The 22,223-nt window shown below is 64.6% G+C and carries 25 protein-coding genes; 19 read left to right on the forward strand and 6 right to left on the reverse strand.

Annotated elements, in window-relative coordinates:
• Positions 1-33 precede the first annotated feature (33 nt).
• Positions 34-567 (forward strand): DUF2939 domain-containing protein, encoded by a 534-nt coding sequence (locus GV068_RS08595; RefSeq protein WP_159696926.1) that lies wholly within the window; start codon positions 34-36, stop codon positions 565-567.
• Between the two features lie 63 nt (positions 568-630).
• Here GV068_RS08595 and GV068_RS08600 read toward each other — a convergent pair whose 3' ends face one another.
• A complete protein-coding gene (locus GV068_RS08600; protein WP_229463911.1) occupies positions 631-2,331 on the reverse strand; it encodes an MFS transporter in 1,701 nt (566 codons plus the stop codon).
• A gap of 279 nt (positions 2,332-2,610) precedes the next feature.
• Here GV068_RS08600 and GV068_RS08605 point away from each other — a divergent pair, with 279 nt between their 5' ends.
• From GV068_RS08605 to GV068_RS08620, 4 genes are all read left to right on the forward strand, one after another.
• The gene (locus GV068_RS08605) at positions 2,611-3,789 is read left to right on the forward strand and encodes an acetyl-CoA C-acyltransferase (RefSeq protein WP_159696927.1); all 1,179 of its coding nucleotides are present in this window, start codon (positions 2,611-2,613) and stop codon (positions 3,787-3,789) included.
• An 11-nt stretch (positions 3,790-3,800) separates the two neighbouring features.
• Positions 3,801-4,103 carry a Dabb family protein gene (locus tag GV068_RS08610; RefSeq protein ID WP_159696928.1) on the forward strand — a complete coding sequence of 101 codons (303 nt, stop codon included), beginning with the start codon at positions 3,801-3,803 and terminating at the stop codon, positions 4,101-4,103.
• Positions 4,104-4,209: 106 nt separating this feature from the next.
• Complete coding sequence (locus GV068_RS08615; protein WP_159696929.1) at positions 4,210-4,992, forward strand: SDR family oxidoreductase; 783 nt, start codon at positions 4,210-4,212, stop codon at positions 4,990-4,992.
• A 22-nt stretch (positions 4,993-5,014) separates the two neighbouring features.
• Positions 5,015-5,923 (forward strand): SDR family oxidoreductase, encoded by a 909-nt coding sequence (locus GV068_RS08620; RefSeq protein ID WP_159696930.1) that lies wholly within the window; start codon positions 5,015-5,017, stop codon positions 5,921-5,923.
• A gap of 135 nt (positions 5,924-6,058) precedes the next feature.
• On the opposite strand, the gene GV068_RS08625 is transcribed toward GV068_RS08620, so the two are convergent.
• The 4 genes from GV068_RS08625 to GV068_RS08640 all read right to left on the reverse strand — a co-directional run bounded on the left by GV068_RS08625 (position 6,059) and on the right by GV068_RS08640 (position 10,122).
• The gene (locus GV068_RS08625; RefSeq protein WP_159696931.1) at positions 6,059-7,903 is read right to left on the reverse strand and encodes a glycosyl hydrolase family 18 protein; all 1,845 of its coding nucleotides are present in this window, start codon (positions 7,901-7,903) and stop codon (positions 6,059-6,061) included.
• Positions 7,904-8,021: 118 nt separating this feature from the next.
• Positions 8,022-8,780: an NRDE family protein gene (locus tag GV068_RS08630; protein ID WP_159696932.1), complete on the reverse strand. Its 759-nt coding sequence runs from the start codon at positions 8,778-8,780 to the stop codon at positions 8,022-8,024.
• The gene (locus tag GV068_RS08635; protein ID WP_159696933.1) at positions 8,771-9,049 is read right to left on the reverse strand and encodes a DUF4936 family protein; all 279 of its coding nucleotides are present in this window, start codon (positions 9,047-9,049) and stop codon (positions 8,771-8,773) included. The genes GV068_RS08630 and GV068_RS08635 overlap by 10 nt, the downstream gene beginning before the upstream one ends.
• Positions 9,050-9,051: 2 nt before the next feature.
• On the reverse strand, positions 9,052-10,122 hold the full coding sequence (locus tag GV068_RS08640; RefSeq protein WP_159696934.1) for a folate-binding protein YgfZ: 1,071 nt from the start codon (positions 10,120-10,122) through the stop codon (positions 9,052-9,054).
• A gap of 136 nt (positions 10,123-10,258) precedes the next feature.
• On the opposite strand from GV068_RS08640, the gene mltG reads away from it, so the two are divergent.
• From mltG to GV068_RS08705, 13 genes are all read left to right on the forward strand, one after another.
• A complete protein-coding gene (gene mltG, locus GV068_RS08645; protein ID WP_201303262.1) occupies positions 10,259-11,257 on the forward strand; it encodes an endolytic transglycosylase MltG in 999 nt (332 codons plus the stop codon).
• Positions 11,254-11,868 carry a dTMP kinase gene (tmk, locus tag GV068_RS08650; protein ID WP_159696935.1) on the forward strand — a complete coding sequence of 205 codons (615 nt, stop codon included), beginning with the start codon at positions 11,254-11,256 and terminating at the stop codon, positions 11,866-11,868. The genes mltG and tmk overlap by 4 nt, the downstream gene beginning before the upstream one ends.
• A gap of 2 nt (positions 11,869-11,870) precedes the next feature.
• Positions 11,871-12,890: a DNA polymerase III subunit delta' gene (locus tag GV068_RS08655; protein WP_159704772.1), complete on the forward strand. Its 1,020-nt coding sequence runs from the start codon at positions 11,871-11,873 to the stop codon at positions 12,888-12,890.
• Between the two features lie 10 nt (positions 12,891-12,900).
• Positions 12,901-13,278 carry a PilZ domain-containing protein gene (locus GV068_RS08660; protein ID WP_159696936.1) on the forward strand — a complete coding sequence of 126 codons (378 nt, stop codon included), beginning with the start codon at positions 12,901-12,903 and terminating at the stop codon, positions 13,276-13,278.
• A 48-nt stretch (positions 13,279-13,326) separates the two neighbouring features.
• Entirely contained in the window at positions 13,327-13,848 is a 522-nt protein-coding gene (locus tag GV068_RS08665) for a GNAT family N-acetyltransferase (protein WP_159696937.1), read from the forward strand.
• Positions 13,849-13,906: 58 nt separating this feature from the next.
• On the forward strand, positions 13,907-14,689 hold the full coding sequence (locus GV068_RS08670) for a TatD family hydrolase (protein ID WP_159696938.1): 783 nt from the start codon (positions 13,907-13,909) through the stop codon (positions 14,687-14,689).
• A 3-nt stretch (positions 14,690-14,692) separates the two neighbouring features.
• Entirely contained in the window at positions 14,693-15,349 is a 657-nt protein-coding gene (locus GV068_RS08675; RefSeq protein WP_159696939.1) for an ankyrin repeat domain-containing protein, read from the forward strand.
• A gap of 116 nt (positions 15,350-15,465) precedes the next feature.
• Positions 15,466-16,380 carry a methyltransferase domain-containing protein gene (locus GV068_RS08680; RefSeq protein WP_159696940.1) on the forward strand — a complete coding sequence of 305 codons (915 nt, stop codon included), beginning with the start codon at positions 15,466-15,468 and terminating at the stop codon, positions 16,378-16,380.
• Between the two features lie 167 nt (positions 16,381-16,547).
• On the forward strand, positions 16,548-16,748 hold the full coding sequence (locus GV068_RS08685) for a hypothetical protein (RefSeq protein ID WP_159696941.1): 201 nt from the start codon (positions 16,548-16,550) through the stop codon (positions 16,746-16,748).
• Positions 16,749-16,860: 112 nt separating this feature from the next.
• Positions 16,861-17,088, forward strand: a complete 228-nt coding sequence (locus GV068_RS08690) for a DUF6139 family protein (RefSeq protein WP_159696942.1) — start codon at positions 16,861-16,863, stop codon at positions 17,086-17,088.
• A 179-nt stretch (positions 17,089-17,267) separates the two neighbouring features.
• Positions 17,268-18,167 carry a lipid A hydroxylase LpxO gene (gene lpxO, locus GV068_RS08695; RefSeq protein WP_159696943.1) on the forward strand — a complete coding sequence of 300 codons (900 nt, stop codon included), beginning with the start codon at positions 17,268-17,270 and terminating at the stop codon, positions 18,165-18,167.
• Positions 18,168-18,248: 81 nt separating this feature from the next.
• Positions 18,249-18,848, forward strand: coding sequence for an NAD(P)H:quinone oxidoreductase (gene wrbA / locus GV068_RS08700; protein WP_159696944.1), 600 nt, complete (start codon positions 18,249-18,251; stop codon positions 18,846-18,848).
• A gap of 82 nt (positions 18,849-18,930) precedes the next feature.
• The gene (locus GV068_RS08705) at positions 18,931-19,629 is read left to right on the forward strand and encodes a glutathione S-transferase N-terminal domain-containing protein (protein ID WP_159696945.1); all 699 of its coding nucleotides are present in this window, start codon (positions 18,931-18,933) and stop codon (positions 19,627-19,629) included.
• Here GV068_RS08705 and GV068_RS08710 read toward each other — a convergent pair.
• Positions 19,613-20,848 (reverse strand): PEP-CTERM sorting domain-containing protein, encoded by a 1,236-nt coding sequence (locus GV068_RS08710; protein WP_159696946.1) that lies wholly within the window; start codon positions 20,846-20,848, stop codon positions 19,613-19,615. The genes GV068_RS08705 and GV068_RS08710 overlap by 17 nt on opposite strands.
• A gap of 329 nt (positions 20,849-21,177) precedes the next feature.
• Between GV068_RS08710 and GV068_RS08715 the strand changes: the two genes are divergently transcribed.
• Complete coding sequence (locus GV068_RS08715; protein WP_159696947.1) at positions 21,178-22,158, forward strand: tripartite tricarboxylate transporter substrate binding protein; 981 nt, start codon at positions 21,178-21,180, stop codon at positions 22,156-22,158.
• The last annotated feature ends 65 nt before the right edge of the window (positions 22,159-22,223 follow it).

The following is a 22,223-nucleotide window of genomic DNA, read 5'->3' on the forward strand; positions in this document are numbered from 1 at the left end:
TGTCGGCTGAGCTCAATCATTCCAAGCACCGCCATGAAAAGAACATCGCTCGTCGTTGCCGCAGTCGGCATTGCCGCCATCGCCGCTGCCATGTACGCCAGTCCGCACTGGCAGCTCTACCGGATGCGCGCTGCCGTCGAGGCGCGTGATGCGCAGGCGCTTTCGCGCTACGTCGACTTTCCTCGCTTGCGCGAGAGCGTCAAGGGCCAGATCATGCGGCGCTTGGGCGCCCAGGGTGTGGTGCGCGAATCGCGCTCGAACCCGTTCGCGGCGTTTGGCCAGGCGATGGCGCTTGCCGTGATCAATCCGGTAGTGGACGCGGCGGTGTCGCCGGATGGCGTGGCGACGATGCTGGAATCCGGGGACATCCGCATGCAGCCGAAGCCGCAGGATGGGCCGGCGGCTTCCAACGATGGGGCGCGCGAGAAGGTGAATTACGACCTGTCCTACCGCAGCTGGAACCAGGTGCTGGTGCAGCGCGCCGACGGCGGTGGTGTCGCCTTCGTGCTGGATCGCGACGGCCTGTGGAGTTGGAAGCTGGCGGCGGTCGAGCTGCCCGAAGACTGAGGCGTCCCCGCCAAAAAAAATGCCGCTGTCTCCAGCGGCATTTTTCGTTCGACCGGTTGAAACTCAGTCGTGGGCGTAGATGTTGTTATCCTTGGTCTCGCGGATGAACAGGCCGCCGATGACGACGGTGATCAAGGCGATGATGATCGGATACCAGAGGCCGTAGTAGATGTCGCCCTTGAGCGCCACCAGGGCGAAGGTGACGGTCGGCAGCATGCCGCCGAACCAGCCGTTACCGATGTGGTAGGGCAGGGACATCGAGGTGTAGCGGATCCGCGTCGGGAACATCTCGACCAGCATCGCCGCAATCGGGCCGTACACCATGGTCACGTAGAGCACGAGGATGAACAGCAGCAGCACCACCATCGGCTTGTTGATTGCGGCCGAATCAGCCTTGGCCGGATAGCCTGCGGTAGCCAGGGCGCCCGTCACCTGCTTCTTCATCGCATCTTCCTGGCCCTTCGACGCGGCGTCGAAGTTCAGTCCATCCGGCGTCATGACGGCATTGAAGGACTGGAAGGTGGTGTCGCCCACTTTCACCGAGGCCACCGTGCCGGCCGGGGCTTCCTGGATGGTGTAGCTCACCGAGGCAGCCGTCAGCATGCGGGTAGCGATGTCGCAGGACGACGGGAATTTCTTGGTGCCGGTCGGGTCCACCTGGAAGTGGCAGGTCGCCGGATCAGCCACCACCACCACCGGCGAGCTCTGGATCGCGCGCTCGAGCGCCGGGTTGCCATAGTGCGTGATCGCCTTGAAGATCGGGAAGTAGGTCGCCGCGGCGATAACGCAGCCGCCGAGGATGATCCACTTGCGGCCGATCCTGTCCGACAGCGAACCGAAGAAGATGAAGAACGGGGTGGCCAGCAAGAGCGCGATCATCAGCAGGATGTTCGCGGTCGGTTCATCGATCTTGAGGGTCTTGGTCAGGAAGAACAGGGCGTAGAACTGGCCGGTGTACCAGACAACCGCCTGGCCCATGGTCAGGCCGACCAGGGCCAGGAAAGCGATCTTGGCGTTTTTCGGTTTCAGGAAGGCTTCCGACAGCGGCGCCTTCGAGGTCTTGCCCTCGGCCTTCATCTTGGCGAAGGCCGGCGACTCCGCCATCGACAGGCGAATCCACACCGAGATGCCGAGCAGGAGCACCGAGACCAGGAAGGGAATGCGCCAGCCCCAGGCCTGGAACTCGTCCTCGCCCATGGCGGTACGGGTGCCCAGAATCACCAGCAGCGACAGAAGCAGGCCGACAGTCGCCGTGGTCTGGATGTAGGAGGTGAACAGGCCGCGTTTGCCGTGCGGCGCGTGCTCGGCCACGTACGTGGCGGCGCCGCCATACTCGCCGCCGAGCGCCAGGCCCTGCAGGATGCGCAGCGACACCAGGATGATCGGCGCCGCGATGCCGATCGACGCGTGGCTGGGGAGCAGGCCGACCAGGAAGGTCGAGGCGCCCATGATCAGGATCGTCACCAGGAAGGTGTATTTGCGGCCGATCATGTCGCCGAGGCGGCCGAACACCAGCGCGCCGAACGGACGCACGATGAAGCCGGCGGCGAAGGCCATCAGGGCGAAGATGAAGGTGGTGGTGGGGTCGCCGATGAAGAACTGCTTGGCGATGATGGAAGCGAGCGAGCCGTAGAGGTAGAAGTCATACCACTCGAACACCGTGCCGAGGGAAGAAGCGAAAATGACTTTCCGCTCTTCCTTGGTGATTCCGGCGGAGGAAGATGAAGCGCTCCCTCCAGCGGTCATGCCGGGTGTGATTGCCATGTGTGTCTCCGTATAGGTTTTAGTGTCACCGGAAATGCTGATTGTTTGTCAGCTGTCGCGGAGTGTGTTCCGGTTTCCTTACACGATAATTACTCCAAACTTACACGAAGCTTACAGATGAGCTTTGACAAGCTGTCAACTCGGCGCGTAAACACGCTTCTTCACTCTAGAGGGAACTGATGGTGCATTGCGCAATATGTCTTGCTAATTTATTTACGAACGACCGTACTTAATTATGCTATTCTCGATCGGTCCAGACCCCACCACCAGGAGACCAACATGGTAGACGCCGTCATCGTATCGACCGCCCGCACGGGCCTTGCCAAGTCGTGGAAAGGCGCATTCAACATGACCCACGGCGCCACCCTCGGCGGCCATGTGCTGAAGGCCGCGATCGAACGCGCCGGCATCGAAGCGGGCGAGATCGAAGACGTGCTGATGGGCTGCGCGAATCCGGAAGGCGCGACTGGCGTCAATATCGCGCGCCAGATCGCGCTGCGCGCCGGCTGCCCGGTGACGGTGCCGGGCATGACGATCAACCGCTTCTGCTCGTCGGGCCTGCAGACCATTGCCAGCGCCAGCCAGCGCATCCTGGCCGGCGAGGGGGAGATTTTCGCCGCGGGCGGCGTCGAGTCGATCTCCTGCGTGCAGCAGGAAATGAACCGCCACATGCTGTACGAGACCTGGCTCAAGCAGCACAAGCCGGAACTCTACTGGCCGATGCTGCAGACCGCCGAAACCGTGGCGCGCCGCTACGCGATCAGCCGCGAGCGCCAGGACGAATACGGGGCGCAGAGCCAGCAGCGTGCAGCTGCCGCGCAGGCCGCCGGACGCTTCGATGCCGAGATCGTCCCGATGACCGTGACCATGGGCGTGGCCGACAAGGCTTCCGGAATGCTGCTGAGTCGTGAAGTGACCATTAATGCCGATGAAGGCATCCGCGCCGACACCACCATCGAGGGCGTGTCGAAGATCCGCAGCGCGCTGCCGGGTGGCGTCATCACCGCGGGCAATGCCAGCCAGTTCTCGGACGGCGCGGCCGCGACCATCGTCATGAGCAGCCGCATGGCCGAGAGCAAGGGTTTGAGCCCGCTCGGCATCTTCCGCGGCTACGCCGTGGCCGGCTGCGAGCCAGACGAGATGGGTATCGGGCCGGTGTTCGCGATCCCGAAGCTGCTCGCCCGCGCCGGCTTGACGGTGGACGACATCGGCCTGTGGGAACTGAACGAGGCGTTCGCGGTGCAGGTGCTGTATTGTGCTGATCGTCTGGGCATCCCGATGGATCGCCTGAACGTGAACGGCGGCGCGATCGCGGTCGGCCACCCGTACGGGGTGTCGGGCGCGCGCCTGGTGGGCCACGCGCTCATCGAGGGCAAGCGCCGCGGAGCGAAATATGTGGTTGCCACGATGTGCGTCGGCGGAGGCCAGGGCGCTGCGGGGCTGTTCGAAGTGGTGTGAAGGGAATAGAGATGCTCAAGCATATCGTGATGTGGAAGTTGAAGGATGAAGCCGAAGGCGCGGACCGCCTGACCAATGCGCGCGAAATGAAGCGCCGCCTGGACGAGTGCGCGAACATCGTGCCGGGCCAGATCAGCTTCGAGGTGATGCTGGCCCAGCCGGGGCTGGAAGCGACTTACGACGTCGTGCTGTATTCGGAGTTCGAAGACAAGGCGGCGCTGCAGGCATACATCGACCACCCGACGCACAAGGCGGTGGTGCCTTTCATCGGGGCGATCCGGGAAGGGCGGCAGTGCATGGATTACGAGGTGTGATTCTGTAGGCCGTGGAATTATGCACGTCGTCCCGGCGCAGGCCGGAACCCAAGTTCCCATCCAAAGTCGCCTAGCGGGACAACATACAAGAACTAACGGAGACAACATGCGCACCACCCAGGAACTCTTCTCACTCAAGGACAAGACCGCCATCATCACCGGCGGCTCGCGCGGCCTCGGCCTGCAGATGGCCGAAGCGCTCGGCGAGCAGGGCGCGAAGGTCGTGATCTCCTCGCGCAAGCAGGAAGAACTCGACCAGGCCGTCGCGCACCTAGCGGAACGCGGCATCGACGCGTCCGCCATCGCCGCCGACCTGTCGGACGAAACCCAGGTGCAGGCCTTCGTGCAGGAAGCCATCAATCGCCTCGGCCACGTCGACATCCTGGTCAACAATGCAGGCGCCAGCTGGGGGGCGCCGGCGGAAGACTATCCGCTGGAAGCCTGGGACAAGGTGATGGACCTGAACGTGCGCAGCATTTTCCTTGTCACCCAGGCGGTCGCCAAACTGTCGATGATCCCACGCCGCTACGGGCGTATCATCAGTATCTCCTCGATCGCCGGCCTGGCCGGCAATCCGCCGGGCACGATGCAGACCATCGCCTACAATACCTCCAAGGGCGCGGTGGTGAACTTCACCCGCGCGCTGGCGGGCGAATGGGGCCGCTACGGCATCACGGTGAACTCGATCGCACCCGGCTTCTTCCCATCGAAGATGACCAAGGGCGTGCTGGCTGCGTTCGGCGCCGAGAACCTGGCCAAGGATGCGCCGCTGAACCGCCTGGGCGACGACGAGGACTTGAAAGGCGCGGTCGTGCTGTTCGCTTCCGACGCCGGCAAGCACATCACCGGGCAGACGCTGGCCGTCGATGGCGGCGTGTCCGCCGTCTGACCGTACACAGGGGAGAGCGAGCATGAAGGATTTTCGCGGCAAGGTAGCCGTCATCACCGGCGCGGCCAGCGGCTTGGGACGCGAGTTCGCCAACACGGCGGCCGGCCTTGGCATGAAGCTGGTGCTGGCCGACGTCCAGGCCAAGGCGCTCGAACACGCCACCGAGGAGCTGCTGCTTGGGGGCGCCGAGGTGCTGTCGATGGTGTGCGACGTCAGCAAGGGTTCGCACGTGCAGGAACTGGCCGACTCGGCGATCGCCCGCTTCGGCCAGGTGAACCTGGTCTTCAACAATGCGGGCGTCGGTTCCGGTGGCCTGATCTGGGAGAACTCGGAGCAGGACTGGGAATGGGTGCTCGGCGTGAACCTGTGGGGCGTGATCCATGGCGTGCGCGTGTTCACCCGCGTGATGCTGGAATGCGCGGCGCGCGACGGCGATTTCGAAGGACATATCGTGAACACGGCCTCGATGGCTGGCCTGCTGACGCCGCCGGCGATGGGCGTCTACAACGTGTCGAAGCACGCGGTGGTGGCGCTTAGCGAGACGCTGTACCAGGACCTGCGCCTGGTCGATGCGCCGATCAAGGCGTCGGTGCTGTGCCCGTATTTTGTGCCGACCGGGATCGCGCAGTCCCACCGTAACCGCCCGGATGAACTGGCGGCCGATGAACGGATCACGCCTAGCCAGATGGCGGCGCAGTTGTTGACGGAGAAGGCGGTGGAGTCGGGCAAGGTGACGGCGGCTGACGTGGCGCGGATCACCTTCGATGCGATCCGAGACGGGCGTTTCTACATCTACTCGCATCCGCAGGCTTTGCAGGCGGCGGAGGAGCGGTTTGAGGCGATCGTGCAGGGAAGCCAGCCGGCCGATCCGTATGCGGCGACGCCGCAGGTGACGGACATGCTGAGAGCCGGGATCAAAGGCAGGCGTTAAACGAAGCCCTTAGCCCGTCGTTCCGGCGCAGGCCGGAACCCAAGTTCTGCATGCGTTATCGGTGCGCCAGCAAAATTGGGTCCCGGCCTTCGCCGGGACGACGGTCGTACTGCTAATTAACTAATCGGGATCGAATTAACGCGCCGCGCAGAACCCCGCATCATCATTGGTCGCCCCCGGCGCCAGATCCGGATTCCAGTCCGCACCCGACAGGCTCATGATGCCGTTCTCCAGCGTGTACTTGCCGTTCCACAGGCCGCTCGGCGTGCCCTGCACCGGTAGCTGCACGGTCCAGCGCACCGCTTTCACCGCACTGGTATTGGTCACCGCCACCTTGGCGCAGTAACCGCTGCCCCAGTCGCCGGTGATGACCAGCTTCGCGGTGAGCGCACCTGCCGGCAGTGGCGGCGGCGGTTCCACCGGCTTGGCCGGGCGCGTCGCGCACAAGCCGATCTCGGTCGAGTCGCCCGGACGCAGCATCTTGTTCCAGTTCATGCCCTTCACGACGAGCTTCTTGTTCTCGAGCGTGTAGCTGCCGTTCCACAGCGCGGTGATGGTATCCGGGAAGTCGGTCTCGGCCACGAACCAGCCGGCCACGTCACCCACGTTTTTCACCGTCATGGTGCCGCACCAGCCGCTGCCCCAGTCGTTCGGCTTATCGAAGGTGACCGACACGGTCGGCCTAGGGGCCGGCGGCAGCGGGTTCGGGTACGGGCCCGGCTCGACCGCGTTCGGATCCAGGAAGGCTTTCTTGGTCGCGGTCAGCAGCGGATTGTTGACGCCGTCGGTGGTGCCGTAGTTGACCAGCCAGATGATGGTGCCGGCCGCGCCTTCGCCGGCGCGGTTCGAATGGGCCCAGGCGCCCTTGGCGGCGATGGTGGCAGGCTCCTCGTAGCTCAGGTAGCCGGTGGCCCAGTCGGTACGGGTGGCCGGGGTGTAGCCGCCCGGGTAGGTGCGGTAGCTGGTCTGGGTCGCGGCGTCCCAGGCATAGATGCCCTTGTCCAGGTAGCCGTGCTTGTACAGCTGCGCGTAGTTCCAGCGCACGTCGAACACGGACCACTGGCTCAGGTCGCCGTCGGTCTCCTGGTCCGGCCCGGTGTAGGGCGGCGCGTAGTTCATGCCGTAGAAGCCCAGGCCCATGCCCAGCTTGGAGCGGGGGATGCCCTGGTCCTCGTACATCTGGATCGTGCTGGCGATCGACATCGGGCGCGAGCCCTTGTGGCCGGTCAGCGGCGCGAAGGTGGTCGAGGTCCAGCCCTGGCCGAACCAGCCCATGCCATAGCTCATGAAGTTGTACTGGTCGACCAGGTTGGCCACGCGCTTGTGGTGGTCCAGGACCTTGTCGATATTGGTGTTCAGCATGCCGGCCGGGAAGGTGATGATCACCGGCTGCGCCTGATAGCGCGGGCGCGAATTGGCCTCCACACGGATATCGGCGATCAGGGCTTCCAGCAGGGCCTGCTCTTCGACGGCTTTGTCGGCGATGCCTTCCCAGTCGACGTCCACGCCGTCGTAGCCCTTGGCGACCATGTAGTCGACCAGGTTCTTTACAAACGTGGCGCGCACGCCCGGCTGCGAGGAGGCGATGAAGCCGGCGTTGTCGCCTTCTCCGCCCAGCATGATCAGGGCCTTGGTGCCCACCTGGTGGGCGCGCATGATCATGTACTCCTCGACCGTCTTGTCCCATGCCGCGCCGGGACCGAGGTCGCGGCGGTCATGAGCGCTGCCGGCGCCGAGGACGATCTCGCCCGGTTTCCCGCTCTTGCCGCCGCCCGGACCGATGCGCGCGAACACGAAGTGTGTCATCGCGGTCATGTCAACATGCTCGGGAGCCTGGTAGTCGCCGTTGTCCCAGAAGTAGCCGCCGTAGTAGCCGGTCACCCATTTGGTCGCGGGCTCGGCCGCCTGCACCGTCCATGGCGTGTGCGCGGCTGCGGCCAGCAGGGAGAGCACTGCCAGGCGCTTGAATGAAGTTTTCATATCGTTTCCTTATGTGGTTGCCACAGGGAAACAATGTAACATCGGGCCTGGCTGTAAATATGTCGCGTAAATGTAATGCCCCCACGGGTGGGGGGATCGGGGCGCTCGCTGAGTTAGCTCAAGCCGCTTTGCTATCTGGCTGCACCACGCGCTCGTGCAGCTCCGGCTCGCCCTCGCGGTACAGCTTCACCACGGTGGAAGTGCGGGTGCCATAGCCTTCCATCTCGATGCAGACCGGCGAGAGCATGCGCTCGACTTCGATCGGCATGCCGGTTTCCGGCAGGCGCAGGTCGGGCGCGCGGGTGGTGTCGGCCAGCATTTCGAAATAGGCGTCTTCCGGCGCGCCCTGGCACAGCAGGCTGGCGAACTGCGCCTTGGTGCGCAAGACCTTGGGCCAGGGCGCGTCCAGCAGGCCGTTCGAGATGCCGTAGATGCGGCCCGGCTCGAGCGGCTTGCCGTTGCGTGGGTCTTCGCCGCCGCGGTTCGAATACCAGTACAGGGTGTCGCGGTCGCCCAGCACCAGGTTGTAGCCGTTGTAGACGTCGCCGCGCGCGATCACCTCGTCCAGGTAATCGGCCGCCGACAGCCCGCCGGTCAGGAAGCCGGCCACCAGTTCGCCGCGCGAAGGGGCGTTCTCGCGGCGTTCGAGCGGGCCGCGGATATTCGTCAGGGCCGCGAACTTCGGGCCGTTGGGGCCAGTGGTGGTGACGCCCATCCAGCTGCCGCCACCCTGCAGGTCGCGCCCCGCGATCACATGCGGATGCTCGGGCCAGGGGGCGGCCGGGGTGGCCGGGCGGTCATAGAATTCGTCGCGGTTGGCCGCGGCGATGACGGGCACGCCCGGCAGCACCTGCCAGGCTAAGACGATCAGGCACATAGGTCCAGGTCCGTAAAGATTTCGGACCGGCGCGGCCCCTCGATGTATGCAAGCAGGCCGGCATCCTGCGCCGCCTGTTCGACGGCGGCCGCGAAGCCGCCCGGTACGGATGGATAGACTTCCATCCAGGTCTGCAGGCCGTCGCGCGCTTCGGGGCGGCGCTTCAGCTGTGCAGGCAGGCCCAGCTGCGCCTGCATGGCGCGCACCCGGGGTGCAAGGCTGGCGGCGTTGGGCTCGCTCACCTTGTAGTAGACGTACAGGTCGATCATTGCTAAATGTCGATCGCGTCGAGGTGGTAGGGCATGTGCTGGAAAGCCAGGGCCGGTCCACCGGCCACACCATGGCGCACATCCTCGCCAAGCGCGTCGAGCTTCATCTCGACCAGCAGGTCGGCGCCGCCCAGGCCGTTGGCGGCCGCATTCACGACCATGCCGCAGGGCTGGCCCGGATCGACCATCGAGAACACCTCGTCGCCGGCGCGCGCCGCCGGGTTGGCGACGGTGGCGAGCGCGGTGCGGCGCTTGAGCTTGCCCAGGTACTGGCTGCGCGCGACGATCTCCTGGCCCGGATAGCAGCCCTTCTTGAAGTTGACGCCGCCCAGCAGCTCGAGGTTCACCATCTGCGGGACGAACTGTTCCTGGGTGGCCGCGGTCACTTGCGGGACGCCTGCATGAATAGCTGCCAGGTGCCAGGCCTGGTTTCCGCCCAGGGCCAGCTCGCCGGACAGACCGGGCAGGGCCGCGGTCGCGGTCTCTGCGCTCGTGAACCACAGGTAACGCGGTGCGCCGAAGACATCCGCCAGGCGGATCACGGTGCCGAATTCTCCACTGACCTTGCCATAGGGCGCGTCGGGCAGCGTATTGACATGGCGACGCAGCGCGGTCTCGCCCTTGGCGCCGCCCAGGCCGAGCACGGCCGCAAACGGCGCTTCCTCGGTGGCGTCGCGCAGCTTGGCCTTGGCCCGCAGGACGAACATGGTCAGGCGTTTTTGCAGCGGAGGCTGGATCGTGCGCGGCAGCTGCAGGTACACTGCGTCCCGATTTTCTTCACTGCTACGCCAGTAGAGGAAGGTGGCCTGCAGGCGGCCCTTCGGAGTGCAGTAGCCGGCCAGCCGGGCTTCAGCCTGGCCGAGGTGCTCGACGTCGTTGGTCAGCTGGTTGTGCAGGAAACTGGCGGCATCTTCGCCGGCGACGGCGATGATGCCGAGGTCGGTGACGGTCGCCACGAAACCATCGGCCAGCTCGGCGGCGCTCAAGGCGCGGCCGAAATCTTCCACCTGGGCGGCTTCGTCAATATGGAAGCGGGCGCCGAGCGAGGAGAGGGTATCTGTCCAGTTACTCATAAATCCAGTTAGTATTAGCAATTCAGTAGCAAATAAGCTTTATCATTACGGGCTCATTATAAAGATGTCGGCAAAATCGCGCCCGAAGAGGTCAAACTCGGGGCAAAACCCAAGGCGAAAACCAAAAAAACAATCCATGGCATTCATCAAAAAATTACTGGTCACCGGCGTCATCGTCTCGGTGGCCGCGGTTGCCGGCTTCTCGTACTGGGCCAAGAGCCCGCTGACGACGGAAGGCCCGGCAATCGAGTTCAGCATCAACCCGGGCAGCGGCGTCGGCGCCGCCGCCCAGCAGATGGTCAAGGCCGGCGTGCCGGTCCAGCCGCAGCTGTTCAACATCCTGGCGCGCGTGACCGGCGAAGCGGGCCGCATCAAGGCCGGCAGCTACGAGCTCAAGCCGAACACCTCGCCGCGCCGCCTGCTGAGCCAACTGGTGCGCGGCGAATTCGCCCAGGAAGCCGTCACCATCGTCGAAGGCTGGACCTTCAAGCAGATGCGCGCCGCCCTGGCCGCCCACGACCGCCTGCGCCATGACACCGTCAAGCTCACGGATGAAGAGCTGATGAAGAAGATCTCGAACGAGTACACCACGCCCGAAGGCCTGTTCTTCCCGGACACTTACCTGTTCGCCAAGGGCTCGTCCGAGCTGGCGATCTACAAGCAGGCGCACCAGGCCATGCTGAACCACCTGAAGGCTGCCTGGGAAGCGCGCGATCCGAGCCTGCCCTACAAGACACCGTACGAGGCCTTGACCATGGCCTCGATCATCGAAAAGGAAACCGGTCAAAAGAGCGAGCGCAACATGATTGCCGGCGTGTTCGTGAACCGCCTGCGGGTCGGCATGATGCTGCAAACCGATCCGGCCGTGATCTACGGCATGGGCGAGCGCTTCGGCGGCGACATCCGCAAGAAGGACCTGCAGACCGACACGCCCTACAATACCTATACCCGGGTGGGCCTTCCGCCGACCCCGATCTCGCTGCCGGGCGTGCAGTCGCTGTCGGCCGCACTGGCGCCGGCCAAGACCCAGGCCCTGTACTTCGTCTCGCGCGGCGACGGCACCAGCCAGTTCTCGGACAACCTGAACGACCACAACCGGGCAGTCAACCAGTTCCAGCGACGGACCACCCAATGACGCAGTGCGGGAAGTTCATTACCTTCGAAGGCATCGACGGCGCCGGCAAATCGACCCACATCGGCTTTGTCGCCGAGTTCCTGGCATCGCGCGGCAAGACGGTCGTCTCATCGCGCGAACCGGGCGGCACGCCGCTGGGCGAGAAGCTGCGCGACCTGCTACTGCACGAGAAGATGCACCTGGAAACCGAGGCGCTCCTGATGTTCGCCAGCCGCCGTGAGCACATCGCCCAGGTGATCGCGCCCGCGCTGGAGCGCGGCGACTGGGTGCTGTCGGACCGTTTTACGGACGCCAGCTTCGCTTACCAGAGCGGCGGCCGCGGCCTCGATCGGGCCAAGATGGAAGCGCTGGAGCAGTGGGTCCATCCGACCCTGCAGCCGGACCTGACCCTGCTGTTCGACGTGCCCTTGGCGGTGGCGCGCCAGCGCCTCGACGCCACCCGCACCCTCGACAAGTTCGAGCGCGAGCAGGCCGATTTTTTTGAGAAATGCCGTAACGAATACCTGCGCCGCGCAGCGGAGCATCCGGAGCGCATCGTGGTGGTCGATTCGACCCAGACGATCGAGGCCATCCAGTTGCGCCTGGCAGAAGTGTTGGAGAAATTGTTGTGACGATGTACCCCTGGCAGCAAGCGGCGTGGGAACGCCTGCAGCAGATGCGCGAACGCCTGCCGCATGCCATCCTGTTCCACGGCCCGGCCGGCGTTGGCAAGGCCGACTTCATGGAAACCTTCGCGCAGTCCCTGCTGTGCGAGAACGTGCGCCCCGACGGCCATGCCTGCGGCGAATGCGCATCCTGCGGCTGGTTCCTGCAGAATAATCACCCCGATTACCGCCGCGTGCGCCCCGAGGCGCTGGAAGACGAGCCGGCGGGCGAGGGCGAGGAAGGCGCGGAGTCCACCACCAAGTCCAAGTCGACCAAGGCGCCCTCGAAAGAGATCAAGATCGAGCAGGTGCGCGCGCTCGCCGACTTCATGAACATCTCGACCCACCGGCAAGGCCTGCGGGTGGTGGTGCTGTACCCGGCCGAGGCGCTGAACATGCCGGCCTCGAACGCGCTGCTCAAGACCCTGGAAGAACCGCCTCCCGGCACCGTGTTCCTGCTCGCCTCGAACAGCCTGGACCGGCTGCTGCCGACGATCCTGTCGCGCTGCCGCAAGTTCGCGCTGCCGATGCCGGGTCACGACGAAGCGCTGGCCTGGCTGAAGGCGCAAGGCGTGCAGGATGCGGACAGCTGGCTGCGCGAGCAGGGCGGTGCGCCGCTGGCCGCCCTGGCGGAAGCCGAGGCTGGCAGCCGCGAAGACATGGACGCGCTGCTGCATTTCCTGGCGAACCCCGCCGTGGACGGCGCCCTGCGCGCGGCCGAGAAGCTGGCCAAGGCCCAGCTGTCGGCGCTGGTCGCGTGGCAGCAGCGCTGGCTGTACGATGTGCTGTCGATGAAGCTGTCCGGCCGGATCCGCTATTATCCGCGCTACCAGAAGGAAGTTGCGGCCTTGGCGGGTCGGGTATCGAGTGCCAAGCTGAACCGGGCGATCAAGGCCGCCAACGAGCGCCGCGCCGTGGCCGATCACCCGCTTTCGGCAAAATTATTTGTCGAAGATATGTTGCTTGAGTACACTTCGTGCTGTGCATGAAAGGAATCCGATGAGCGCCAACCCCGTAGAGCCGAACGCCCCGCAGCAGCCGCGGCCGTCCGTGCTGTCGCTGGCGATCAAGGAAAAGGCGGCGCTGTACGCGGCCTACATGCCTTTCCTGAAGAACGGCGGCATGTTTGTGCCGACCACCAAGCCCTACAAGATCGGCGACGAGATCTACCTGATCCTGTCGTTGATGGACGATCCGAACAAATACCCGATCGCCGGCAAGGTTGCCTGGATCACCCCGGCGGGCGCGAACAACAACAAGGCGCAGGGCATCGGCGTGCATTTTCCGGCCGACGAAGCCGGGCAGCGCGCCAAGCTGCGCATCGAAGAAATCCTCGGCGCCGCGCTGCGATCGTCGCGCGCGACCCATACCCTCTGATTCAATATTTCTAATCTTTGCTGGTCCTTGTATCAGCTGCGCTTAATTATGCCGTCCTACGTCCACCGCCTGGCCACCCGCGACGACCTGCCGCTCATCGTCGACATCTATAACTCCACCGTCGCCTCGCGTGAAGTCACCGCCGATACGGAACCCATCACGGTCCAGTCGCGCGAACAATGGTTCGCTGACCATACGCCGGAGCGCCGGCCCCTGTGGGTGATCCATGACGCCGACGACAAGAGCGAGCACCCGGAAGTGCTGGGCTGGCTGTCGTATTCCAACTTTTACGGCCGCCCGGCCTATTCGGGCACGGCCGAGGTGTCGATCTACATCGCCGAACAGGCGCGCGGCAAGGGCATCGGGCGCTACTGCCTGGAGCTGGCCATCGCCTTTGCCCCGAACGTGAACGTGCACACGCTGCTGGGCTTCATCTTCGGTCACAACGCGCCCAGCCTGGCCCTGTTCGGCAAGTACGGCTTCGAGAAGTGGGCGCATTTCCCACGCGTGGCCAACCTGGACGGGATCGAGCGCGACCTGATCATCCTGGGCAAGCGCGTCGCCGGATAAGCCCGTGGCGCAGGGCAGGCGTCATGCCTGCCCCCACTCCTCCGGGTACAATACCCGGATGTTTATCGATTCCCACTGCCACATCAATTTCCCGGAGCTGGCTGCCCGGATGCCCGAGATCCTGGCCAAGATGGCCGAGAACAAGGTCACGCACGCGCTGTGCGTGTCGGTCGACCTGCCGGACTTCCCGCAGGTGCTCGCCCTGGCCGAACAGCATCCACATATCTTTGCCTCGGTCGGTGTCCATCCCGACTACGAAGACACTCCCGAGCCGACCGTGCAGCAGCTGGTCGAGCTGGCCGACCACCCGAAGATCGTCGCCATCGGCGAAACCGGACTCGACTACTACCGCCTCGAGGGTGACCTCGAATGGCAGCGCGAGCGCTTCCGCACCCATATCCGTGCGTCGCGCGAGACCCGCAAGCCGCTGATCATCCACACCCGCTCCGCTTCCGCCGACACGATCCGCCTCATGAAGGAAGAGGGCGCCGGTACCGATGCGGGCGGCGTGGCGGGCGTCATGCACTGCTTCACCGAATCGCTGGAAGTGGCCCAGGCCGCGATGGAGCAGGGCTTCTATATCTCCTTCTCCGGCATCGTCACCTTCAAGAGCGCCAAGGAACTGCAGGAAGTGGCGCGACACGTGCCGCTGGAGCGCATGCTGATCGAGACCGATTCGCCTTACCTGGCGCCGGTGCCCTTCCGCGGCAAGATGAACGAGCCGGGCTACGTGGCCCACGTGGGCGAGTTCATCGCCAACCTGAAGGGCGTGTCGCTGCGCGACGTCGCGGCGCAGACCAGCGAGAACTTCTTCAAGCTATTCCAGACTGCGAAAGCCTGAGCCATGACCCTATCGCGCCGCGCCATCTCCTTGTTCGCAGCCTTCCTGACTGCCGCCTCCGCAGCGGCGGCAACGCCCGAGCAAATCGCGGAGTTCTTCCGCGCGGTGCAGGTCGATAACGTGTCCGCGGTCCGGGACATGGTTGGCAAGGAAGTCAACGCCAACGAGATCAACCCGGTCGGCGGCGAGCCGGCCCTGGTGCTGGCGGTGCGCGAAGGCGCGATGCGGGTGTTCGATGCGCTGCTGGCGCATCCCGGCACCGACCTCGAAGCCAAGGCCATGAATGGCAACACGGCCCTGATGATGGCCGCCTACAAGAACAACAAGCGCGCCGCCGAGGCGCTGCTGGCCAAGGGTGCACAGGTCAACCGCGCCGGCTGGACCCCCTTGCACTACGCCGCTGCCAGCGGCAGTGAGGACATCGCGCGCCTCCTGATCTCCCGCAAGGCCAAGCTGGACGCCGTCTCGCCACGCGAAAGCGGCTCCTACACACCCCTGATGATGGCCGCGCGCGAGGGCCAGCCCGGCCTGGTACGCCTGCTGCTGGAGCAGGGCGCCAATCCGCTGCTCAAGAATACCGAAGGGCTGACGGCCGCCCAGATTGCCGAACGCGCCGGCCAGACCGACATTGCGGCGAGCATTTCTTCCTTCAAACGCTAACGTTTTTACATTTCCACGGGGAACTGGACGGTAAACACCCTCCAGCTCCGCGCTTGGACGGCATGCATCCTTGGCCATAATGGCTTCACTGTACAAACCGTACGTCGAGGATACCGATGCTGAACGAACGCGAAATCGAAAGCTGCTACCTGGGGCAGTTCATTCCAGTGCACTACCATCACAACATGCTGATGGACCAGAACCGGATGCACAGCTTCAAGTCTGCCATCCATTACGCTGTCAAGCCGGGCGCCAAGGTGCTGGAACTGGGCGGCGGCACCGGGGTGCTGTCCTTCTTTGCGGCTCAGCAGGCTGCAAAGGTCTACTGCGTCGAGTTCAATCCCGACATGGTGCGCGAGGCGCGCAAGTTCCTGGCGATCAACCAGAACGGCCACAAGGTCGAGGTGATCCACGCCGACGCCTTCGATTACCTGCCGCCCGAGCCGGTGGACGTCGTCATCTGCGAGATGATCCACGTCGCCATGCTGCGCGAGAAGCAGGTCGAAGTGATCGAATCCTTCAAGCGCCGCTACCTGGCCAAGTTCGGCGGTCCGCTGCCGATCTTCCTGCCGGAAGCGGTGATCATGGCGGCCCAGCCGATCGAGCAGGAATACGATTTCGAAGGCTTCCACGCGCCGATCGTGCAATTCCAGGAAACCGGCGTGGTCTATCCGGGCACCGTCGAGCTGGGCCAGCCGGCCGTGTACAGCCTGATCGACTTCAGCCAGCCGGTCGACAGCATCTTCGCCTGGGAAGGCGGGATCGTGGCGGAGAAGAGCGGTACGCTCAATGCCATGCGTTTCATTACCAAGAACGTGCTGGCCATCGTCCAGGAAGAATCGAATACGATCGACTGGCTCAATCACTACATGACCCTGCCCCTGGCCGAGCCGGTGAAGGTGCAGGCGGGTGACCTGGTGCACGTGGCCTTCCAGTACCGCGCCGGCGGGTCGATCCCGTCGCTGCAGGCCTCGCTGCGGGCGCAGGTGGTGAACCAGCGCGTGACGGAGCAGGTCGCGGCCTTCGCGTAACTCCCATGGGGTAGGCGGCAATCCGCCTACCCTGCAAAATCTCCCATTTACCCCGCCTTTTGCCCCGTCCGTCGCACACGGATTGTGGCGCCCACCTGGGTAACTTACAGTTCTCCTACCCGTCATCTCTGCCACCGGCAGAAATAACTCTCAAAGGAACGAGAACAATGTTAGGTTTCCTGCTATGGTTGGTCCTGCTGTTCCTGTGCTGGCCCATTGCCCTGCTTGCCCTGGTGCTGTATCCGCTGGTCTGGCTGCTCCTGCTGCCGTTCCGGCTGCTCGGCATCGGCGTCGAGGCCGTATTCGAGCTGCTGCGCGCCATCGTCATGTTGCCGGCGCGCATACTCGGCGCCTCGCCTGGCCGTTGAACCGGTGTCCGGCTGAGTGTGGGTCAATTAACAGACGACAGCGCTTAGATCTTCTACTGTGGAAATGCCCGCTTTCATCGGGAAAGCGGGCTTTGACTTTGAGGAAACGACTATGCGCCTGGATATTTACCGCCGACCCGAAAGCGACGGCAAACTGTCTTACCTGGCAGTACCGGAAGCCCGCAACATCCCTGAAGAAGCCACCAATACCGACTGGGAAATCGAAGTTCGCGCCATCGAGGTGGCCGACGACGCCGACCAGCTGGAAGACTACGATATTGACAACGTGGCAGGCCAGATCAGCGAAAAAGGGTATGCGATCACCTCGGTCCAGCACTGAGTTTCCCTGAGTCCGGCCCTATGCCGGACTGCCTGTAGCGATCCAGCGCCGGTTTCGGCCCAGTGCCTAACCGGCGCAACATAGTTCCGCGGAATAAGGCCCCGGCCTTCGACGGCTGACTGGGCGTTGTGGTATCCTGCGTCCCTTATCAAGGCAAGCCAGCAAGGGCGGAGGACGCAATGAAGTGGTTAGTGGTCGGGTTTTATTTTCTGTCGATCCTGCACATTCACTTCCGCGGCCGTGTGCGCCTGCCTTTCCGTCGCCAGATCTTCGACCACTCGTCGTTCATGGCGCCGATCAACATCTTCATGCACAAGTTCTCGCGGGTCCCGAGCACACCCTTTATTCCGGTGAGCGAGTTCCCTGAACTGTCGCGCCTGCAGGAAAACTGGCCGATCATCCGCGCCGAAGCGGAGAACCTGCTGGCCCTCAAGAAAATCAAGGCCGCCGAGCAGAACGACGACGCCGGCTTCAATTCCTTCTTCAAGAACGGCTGGAAACGCTTCTACCTGAAATGGTATGACGCCAGCCATCCCTCGGCCGAGCGCCTGTGCCCCCAGACCTATGCGCTGCTGCAATCGATTCCCTCGGTCAAGGCGGCGATGTTTGCCGAGCTGCCGCCGGGCGGCAAGCTCAACCCGCACCGCGACCCGTTCGCAGGTTCGATGCGCTACCACCTGGGCCTGGCCACGCCGAATGACGACCGCTGCTTCATCGAAGTCGACGGCGAACGCCACAGCTGGCGCGACGGCCAGGGCGTCGTGTTCGACGAGACCTTCATCCATTGGGCGATCAATGGCAGCGACAGCGACCGCATCATCCTGTTCTGCGACGTCGAGCGTCCGATGCGCTACCGCTGGATGGGCGCCTTCAACCGCTGGTTCGGCCGCACCGTGATGACCGCCGCCGCTTCGCCCAACGAAACCGGCGACCAGGTCGGCCTGGTGAGCAAGCTGTTCCGCATTTCCTTCTACATGGGCCAGTACCGCCGCCGCCTCAAGGCCTGGAACAAGACTGTCTATAACATCACCCGCGTGGCGCTGGTCGTCGCGCTGGCTGCCCTGATCTACTGGATCTGACGGGGTCTTTCCTCTCGCGTGCCGCAAAAAACCTGTTCGCCGCAGAATAGGGGTTTTGCCGATCACCACAGGGAGGAAGACATGGCGAAAGTGCTGGTGCTGTACTACTCGACGTACGGCCACATCGAACAGATGGCCAATGCGGTGGCCGAAGGCGCACGCGCGGCCGGCGCCACGGTGACCGTCAAGCGGGTGCCGGAAACCGTGCCGGAAGAGATCGCGAAGAACGGCCACTTCAAGCTGCAGCAGGCCGCGCCGATCGCCACCGTGGACGAGTTGCCCGACTATGACGCCATCATCATCGGTGCACCGACCCGCTACGGCCGCATGCCCTCGCAGATGGCGGCCTTCCTCGACCAGACCGGCGGCCTGTGGGCGCGCGGTGCGCTGAACGGCAAGGTCGGCGGCGCCTTCACCTCGACCGCGACCCAGCACGGCGGCCAGGAAACCACCCTGTTCTCGATCATCACCAACCTGCTGCACTTCGGCATGACGGTGGTCGGCCTGCCGTACAGCTATGCGGGCCAGATGACGCTGGACGAGATCGTCGGCGGCAGCCCCTACGGCGCCTCGACCATCGCCGGCGGCCAGGGCCAGCGCCAGCCGAGCGAGAACGAACTGGGTGGCGCACGCCACCAGGGCGAACTGATCGCGAAGACCGCCGCCAAGCTGTTCGGGTAGAAAGGCAAAACCGGGCCGCCCCCGGCGGGATTGTAGGAAGTTTGCTATCGTTGGCAGTCCATCAATTCGTGTGGACGACACCATGAACGAGCTCAGCGCTTTCGACATCACCGCCAAGTGGCCCGCGCAACACCCCGACCGTATCCAGCTGTATTCGCTGCCCACGCCGAACGGCGTGAAGGCCTCGATCATGCTAGAGGAAACCGGCTTGCCCTACGAAGCACACAAGGTCAGCTTCGAGACGGGCGACCAGATGTCGCCGGCCTTCCTCTCGCTCAATCCGAACAACAAGATCCCGGCCATCCTCGATCCGAACGGTCCGGGCGGCAAACCGCTGCCCCTGTTCGAATCCGGCGCGATCCTGATCTACCTGGCGGAGAAGAGCGGCAAGTTCCTCCCACAGGACCCGGCCGGGCGCTATCAGGCGATCCAGTGGCTGATGTTCCAGATGGGCGGGATCGGGCCGATGTTCGGCCAGCTGGGCTTCTTCCACAAGTTCGCCGGCCGTGAGTATGAGGACAAGCGGCCGCGCGACCGCTACGTGGCGGAATCGAAGCGCCTGCTGGGCGTGCTGGAAAGCCAGCTGTCCAGGCACCAGTGGCTCGCGGGCGAGGAATACAGCATCGCGGACATCGCGACCTTCCCCTGGGTGAACAACCTGGTCGGCTTCTACGACGCGGGCGAGCTGGTGGGTTTCAAGGATTTCCCGCGGGTGCAGGCGGCGCTGGAAGTCTTCCGCGCCCGTCCAGCCGTGGCGGCCGGGCTCAAGATCCCAGGGTGATCCGGGCGCGGCGACGCAGCGCCACGAGCACAGCCAGCGCGCCGCCGAACAGCCAGATGCTGGCCGGCTCCGGCACGTCGGCCGGGGCTTGCGGTTCCTCGACGCTTTCCTGGGGCGGCGGCGGGTTCAGGTCCGGCTTCGGAATGAAGGGGCCGGTATCGCCGCCCGGTTGCGGGAACAGCGGACCGGGGCCGGCAGGCGGCGTCAGCGGCGGCTGGCCTTCGGTGCTGCCGCCGCCGCTTTGCGGCGTACCCGGCTGCGGCAGGGGATTCGGCGTGAACACCGGTAGCTCCGGTTCCGGCTGGGGCGCCGGGTCAGGATTGCCCATGACCGGCGGCGTGGTGACCGGCGGCAGGCCAGTGTCGGGCATGGGCTCGGGAGGCGTCACCGGTACCACGGTTTCCGTCTCGGGGACGGGAACCGGGTCCGCGCCGCCGCTCACGGGTGGCTGGGCGCCGGACGAGCTGCCGCCGCTGCCGTCGGAGCCCGAGGTATTCGGGTTGGTCGTCGTCGATGGCGAAGTGGCGGCCGGGCGCGGACGGTTGCTGGTACTGCTCGACGATCCGGACATGCCCATCGCCGAACTCATGCCGGCGCTTGGCGAGGAAGCACTGCTCGCCAGCATGGTGTCAGCCTGGCCGGTGGCGGCTGGCGCGCTGATGCCGCTGGCGCCGCCGCGGCCCGGCCCGCGCTGGCCGGTGTGGCGCGGGATGCCGCCGCTGGTCGAGACGGGCAGGCCGTCCGGGCCGAGCGCATATTCCTCGCCTTCGTCGAGGTCGGCTGCGTCGTCGAGTTCTTCCATCGCCGGGCGGTGCGGCTCCACCGGGTACTGGGCGACGTCCGAAATGCGGTTGGCGCAGCGCGCGCGCATTTCGTTGCGGCCGTCGCTCAGCAGGGTCTCGCCCTCGGCCAGCTTGACCTTGTGCGCGGTCCAGAACACCTGGCCGCCCTTGCGGTAGGACACGTAGACTTCACGCGCTTTCCCGACCGCGACGGGGCGCGCCTTGTCGACGTCGAATTCGGCGTAGTGGGCAGCGACCACGCGGTCGGTGCGGATTACGCGCTTGAGTTCGGCCTGCCCCGAGACGCCGCCGGGAACCACGGAATACGGATAGATGCGGCGCACGCCGCGCACGGTCGCCGGGCCGTCAGCCAGGGCCAGATGGACTGCCGCCGGTTCCATCGCGCTGGCGATCGGGTCGGGCTTCCAGCTCAACATGAATGCAACAGTGGAGCCCACCATAACCGTCGCAGCGACGGCAGCCATGCGCTTGTGAAGGCGGGCTCGTGCTAGCAGGCGGCGGCTGTAGGGGTAGCTGCGGTCCATTATTGATCGGAAAGTAGGAGAGTTCCTACAGCGTAGTATATTTCCAATAATAAATCTACATTTCTTTTGCGGAAATTGACGATAGCGTTGTAATTCGCCTAACGGGCGCGGGGCGGCGCTCGTTCGCCGATGCAAACACGTACGTAATAGCCGCTGTGTTGCGCTGCCCCGAATGCGCTACACTGTCCACTCATGCCAATTCATTAACAAGGACGGAGACTATGCGACTACTTCTTGGCACCGCCAAACAACTTGCCTGCGCCGTGGCGGCATCGGTGATTTCCTGCAGCGCCCTGGCGCAAGCCTGGCCAAGCTCGACGGTGACCGTGGTCGTGCCGTGGCCACCGGGCGGTCCGTCGGACATCGCGGCGCGTCCGCTGGCCAAGGGGCTGACCCAGGGACTGGGCCAGACCTTCATCATCGATAACCGCGCGGGCGGCGGCGGCAACATCGGCACGGCGGCGGTGACCCGCGCCAAGCCGGACGGCCAGACCCTCCTGATCACCTCGAGCGCACCGATCGTGATCAACCCGAGCCTGTACAAGAACATGAACTTCGACCCGCTGAAGGACCTGGCGCCGGTCACCAACCTGCTGCGCGTGCCGCTGGTCTTGGTCGCCCACCCCTCGGTGCCGGCCAAGAATCTGAAGGAACTGATGGCCTACATCCAGTCGAAGAAGGGCCAGTTCTCCTACGGCTCTTCGGGCAACGGTACGCCCCAGCACCTCACCAGCGAGCTGTTCTCCAGCGTGACCAAGCTCGAAATGACGCACGTGCCGTACAAAGGTTCGGCGCCGGCCATTTCCGACCTGCTGGGCGGCCATATTCCGATCATGTTCGACAGTACCATCGCGATCATGCCGCACATTAAGAGCGGCAAAGTCAAAGCGATCGCGATCTCGAGCGCCAAGCGCTCGCCGCTGCTGCCGGACGTGCCGACCTTCGCCGAAGCGGGCCTGCCGCAGATCGAATCCTATGCCTGGTACGGCATGTTCGCACCGGCCAAGACCCCGAAGGCCGTGGTCGACAAGATCAACGCCGAGGCGATCAAGGTCATGAAGGGTCCGGAGTTCCAGAAGGTGCTGGCCGATACCGGTTCGGACTTCGTGGGCGACACGCCTGAGAACTTCGGCAAGTTCGTCGCTGCCGAGCACGATCGCTGGGGCAAGGTCGTGAAGCAGAGCGGCGCCACGGTCGACTGACAGGCGCTCGCTGCAATGAAAAACGCCGCCTCGGGCAACCGGGCGGCGTTATTTTTTTACCGAAC

The organism is Massilia sp. 9I (assembly GCF_902506415.1).
In the GTDB taxonomy this organism is placed as follows: domain Bacteria; phylum Pseudomonadota; class Gammaproteobacteria; order Burkholderiales; family Burkholderiaceae_D; genus Telluria.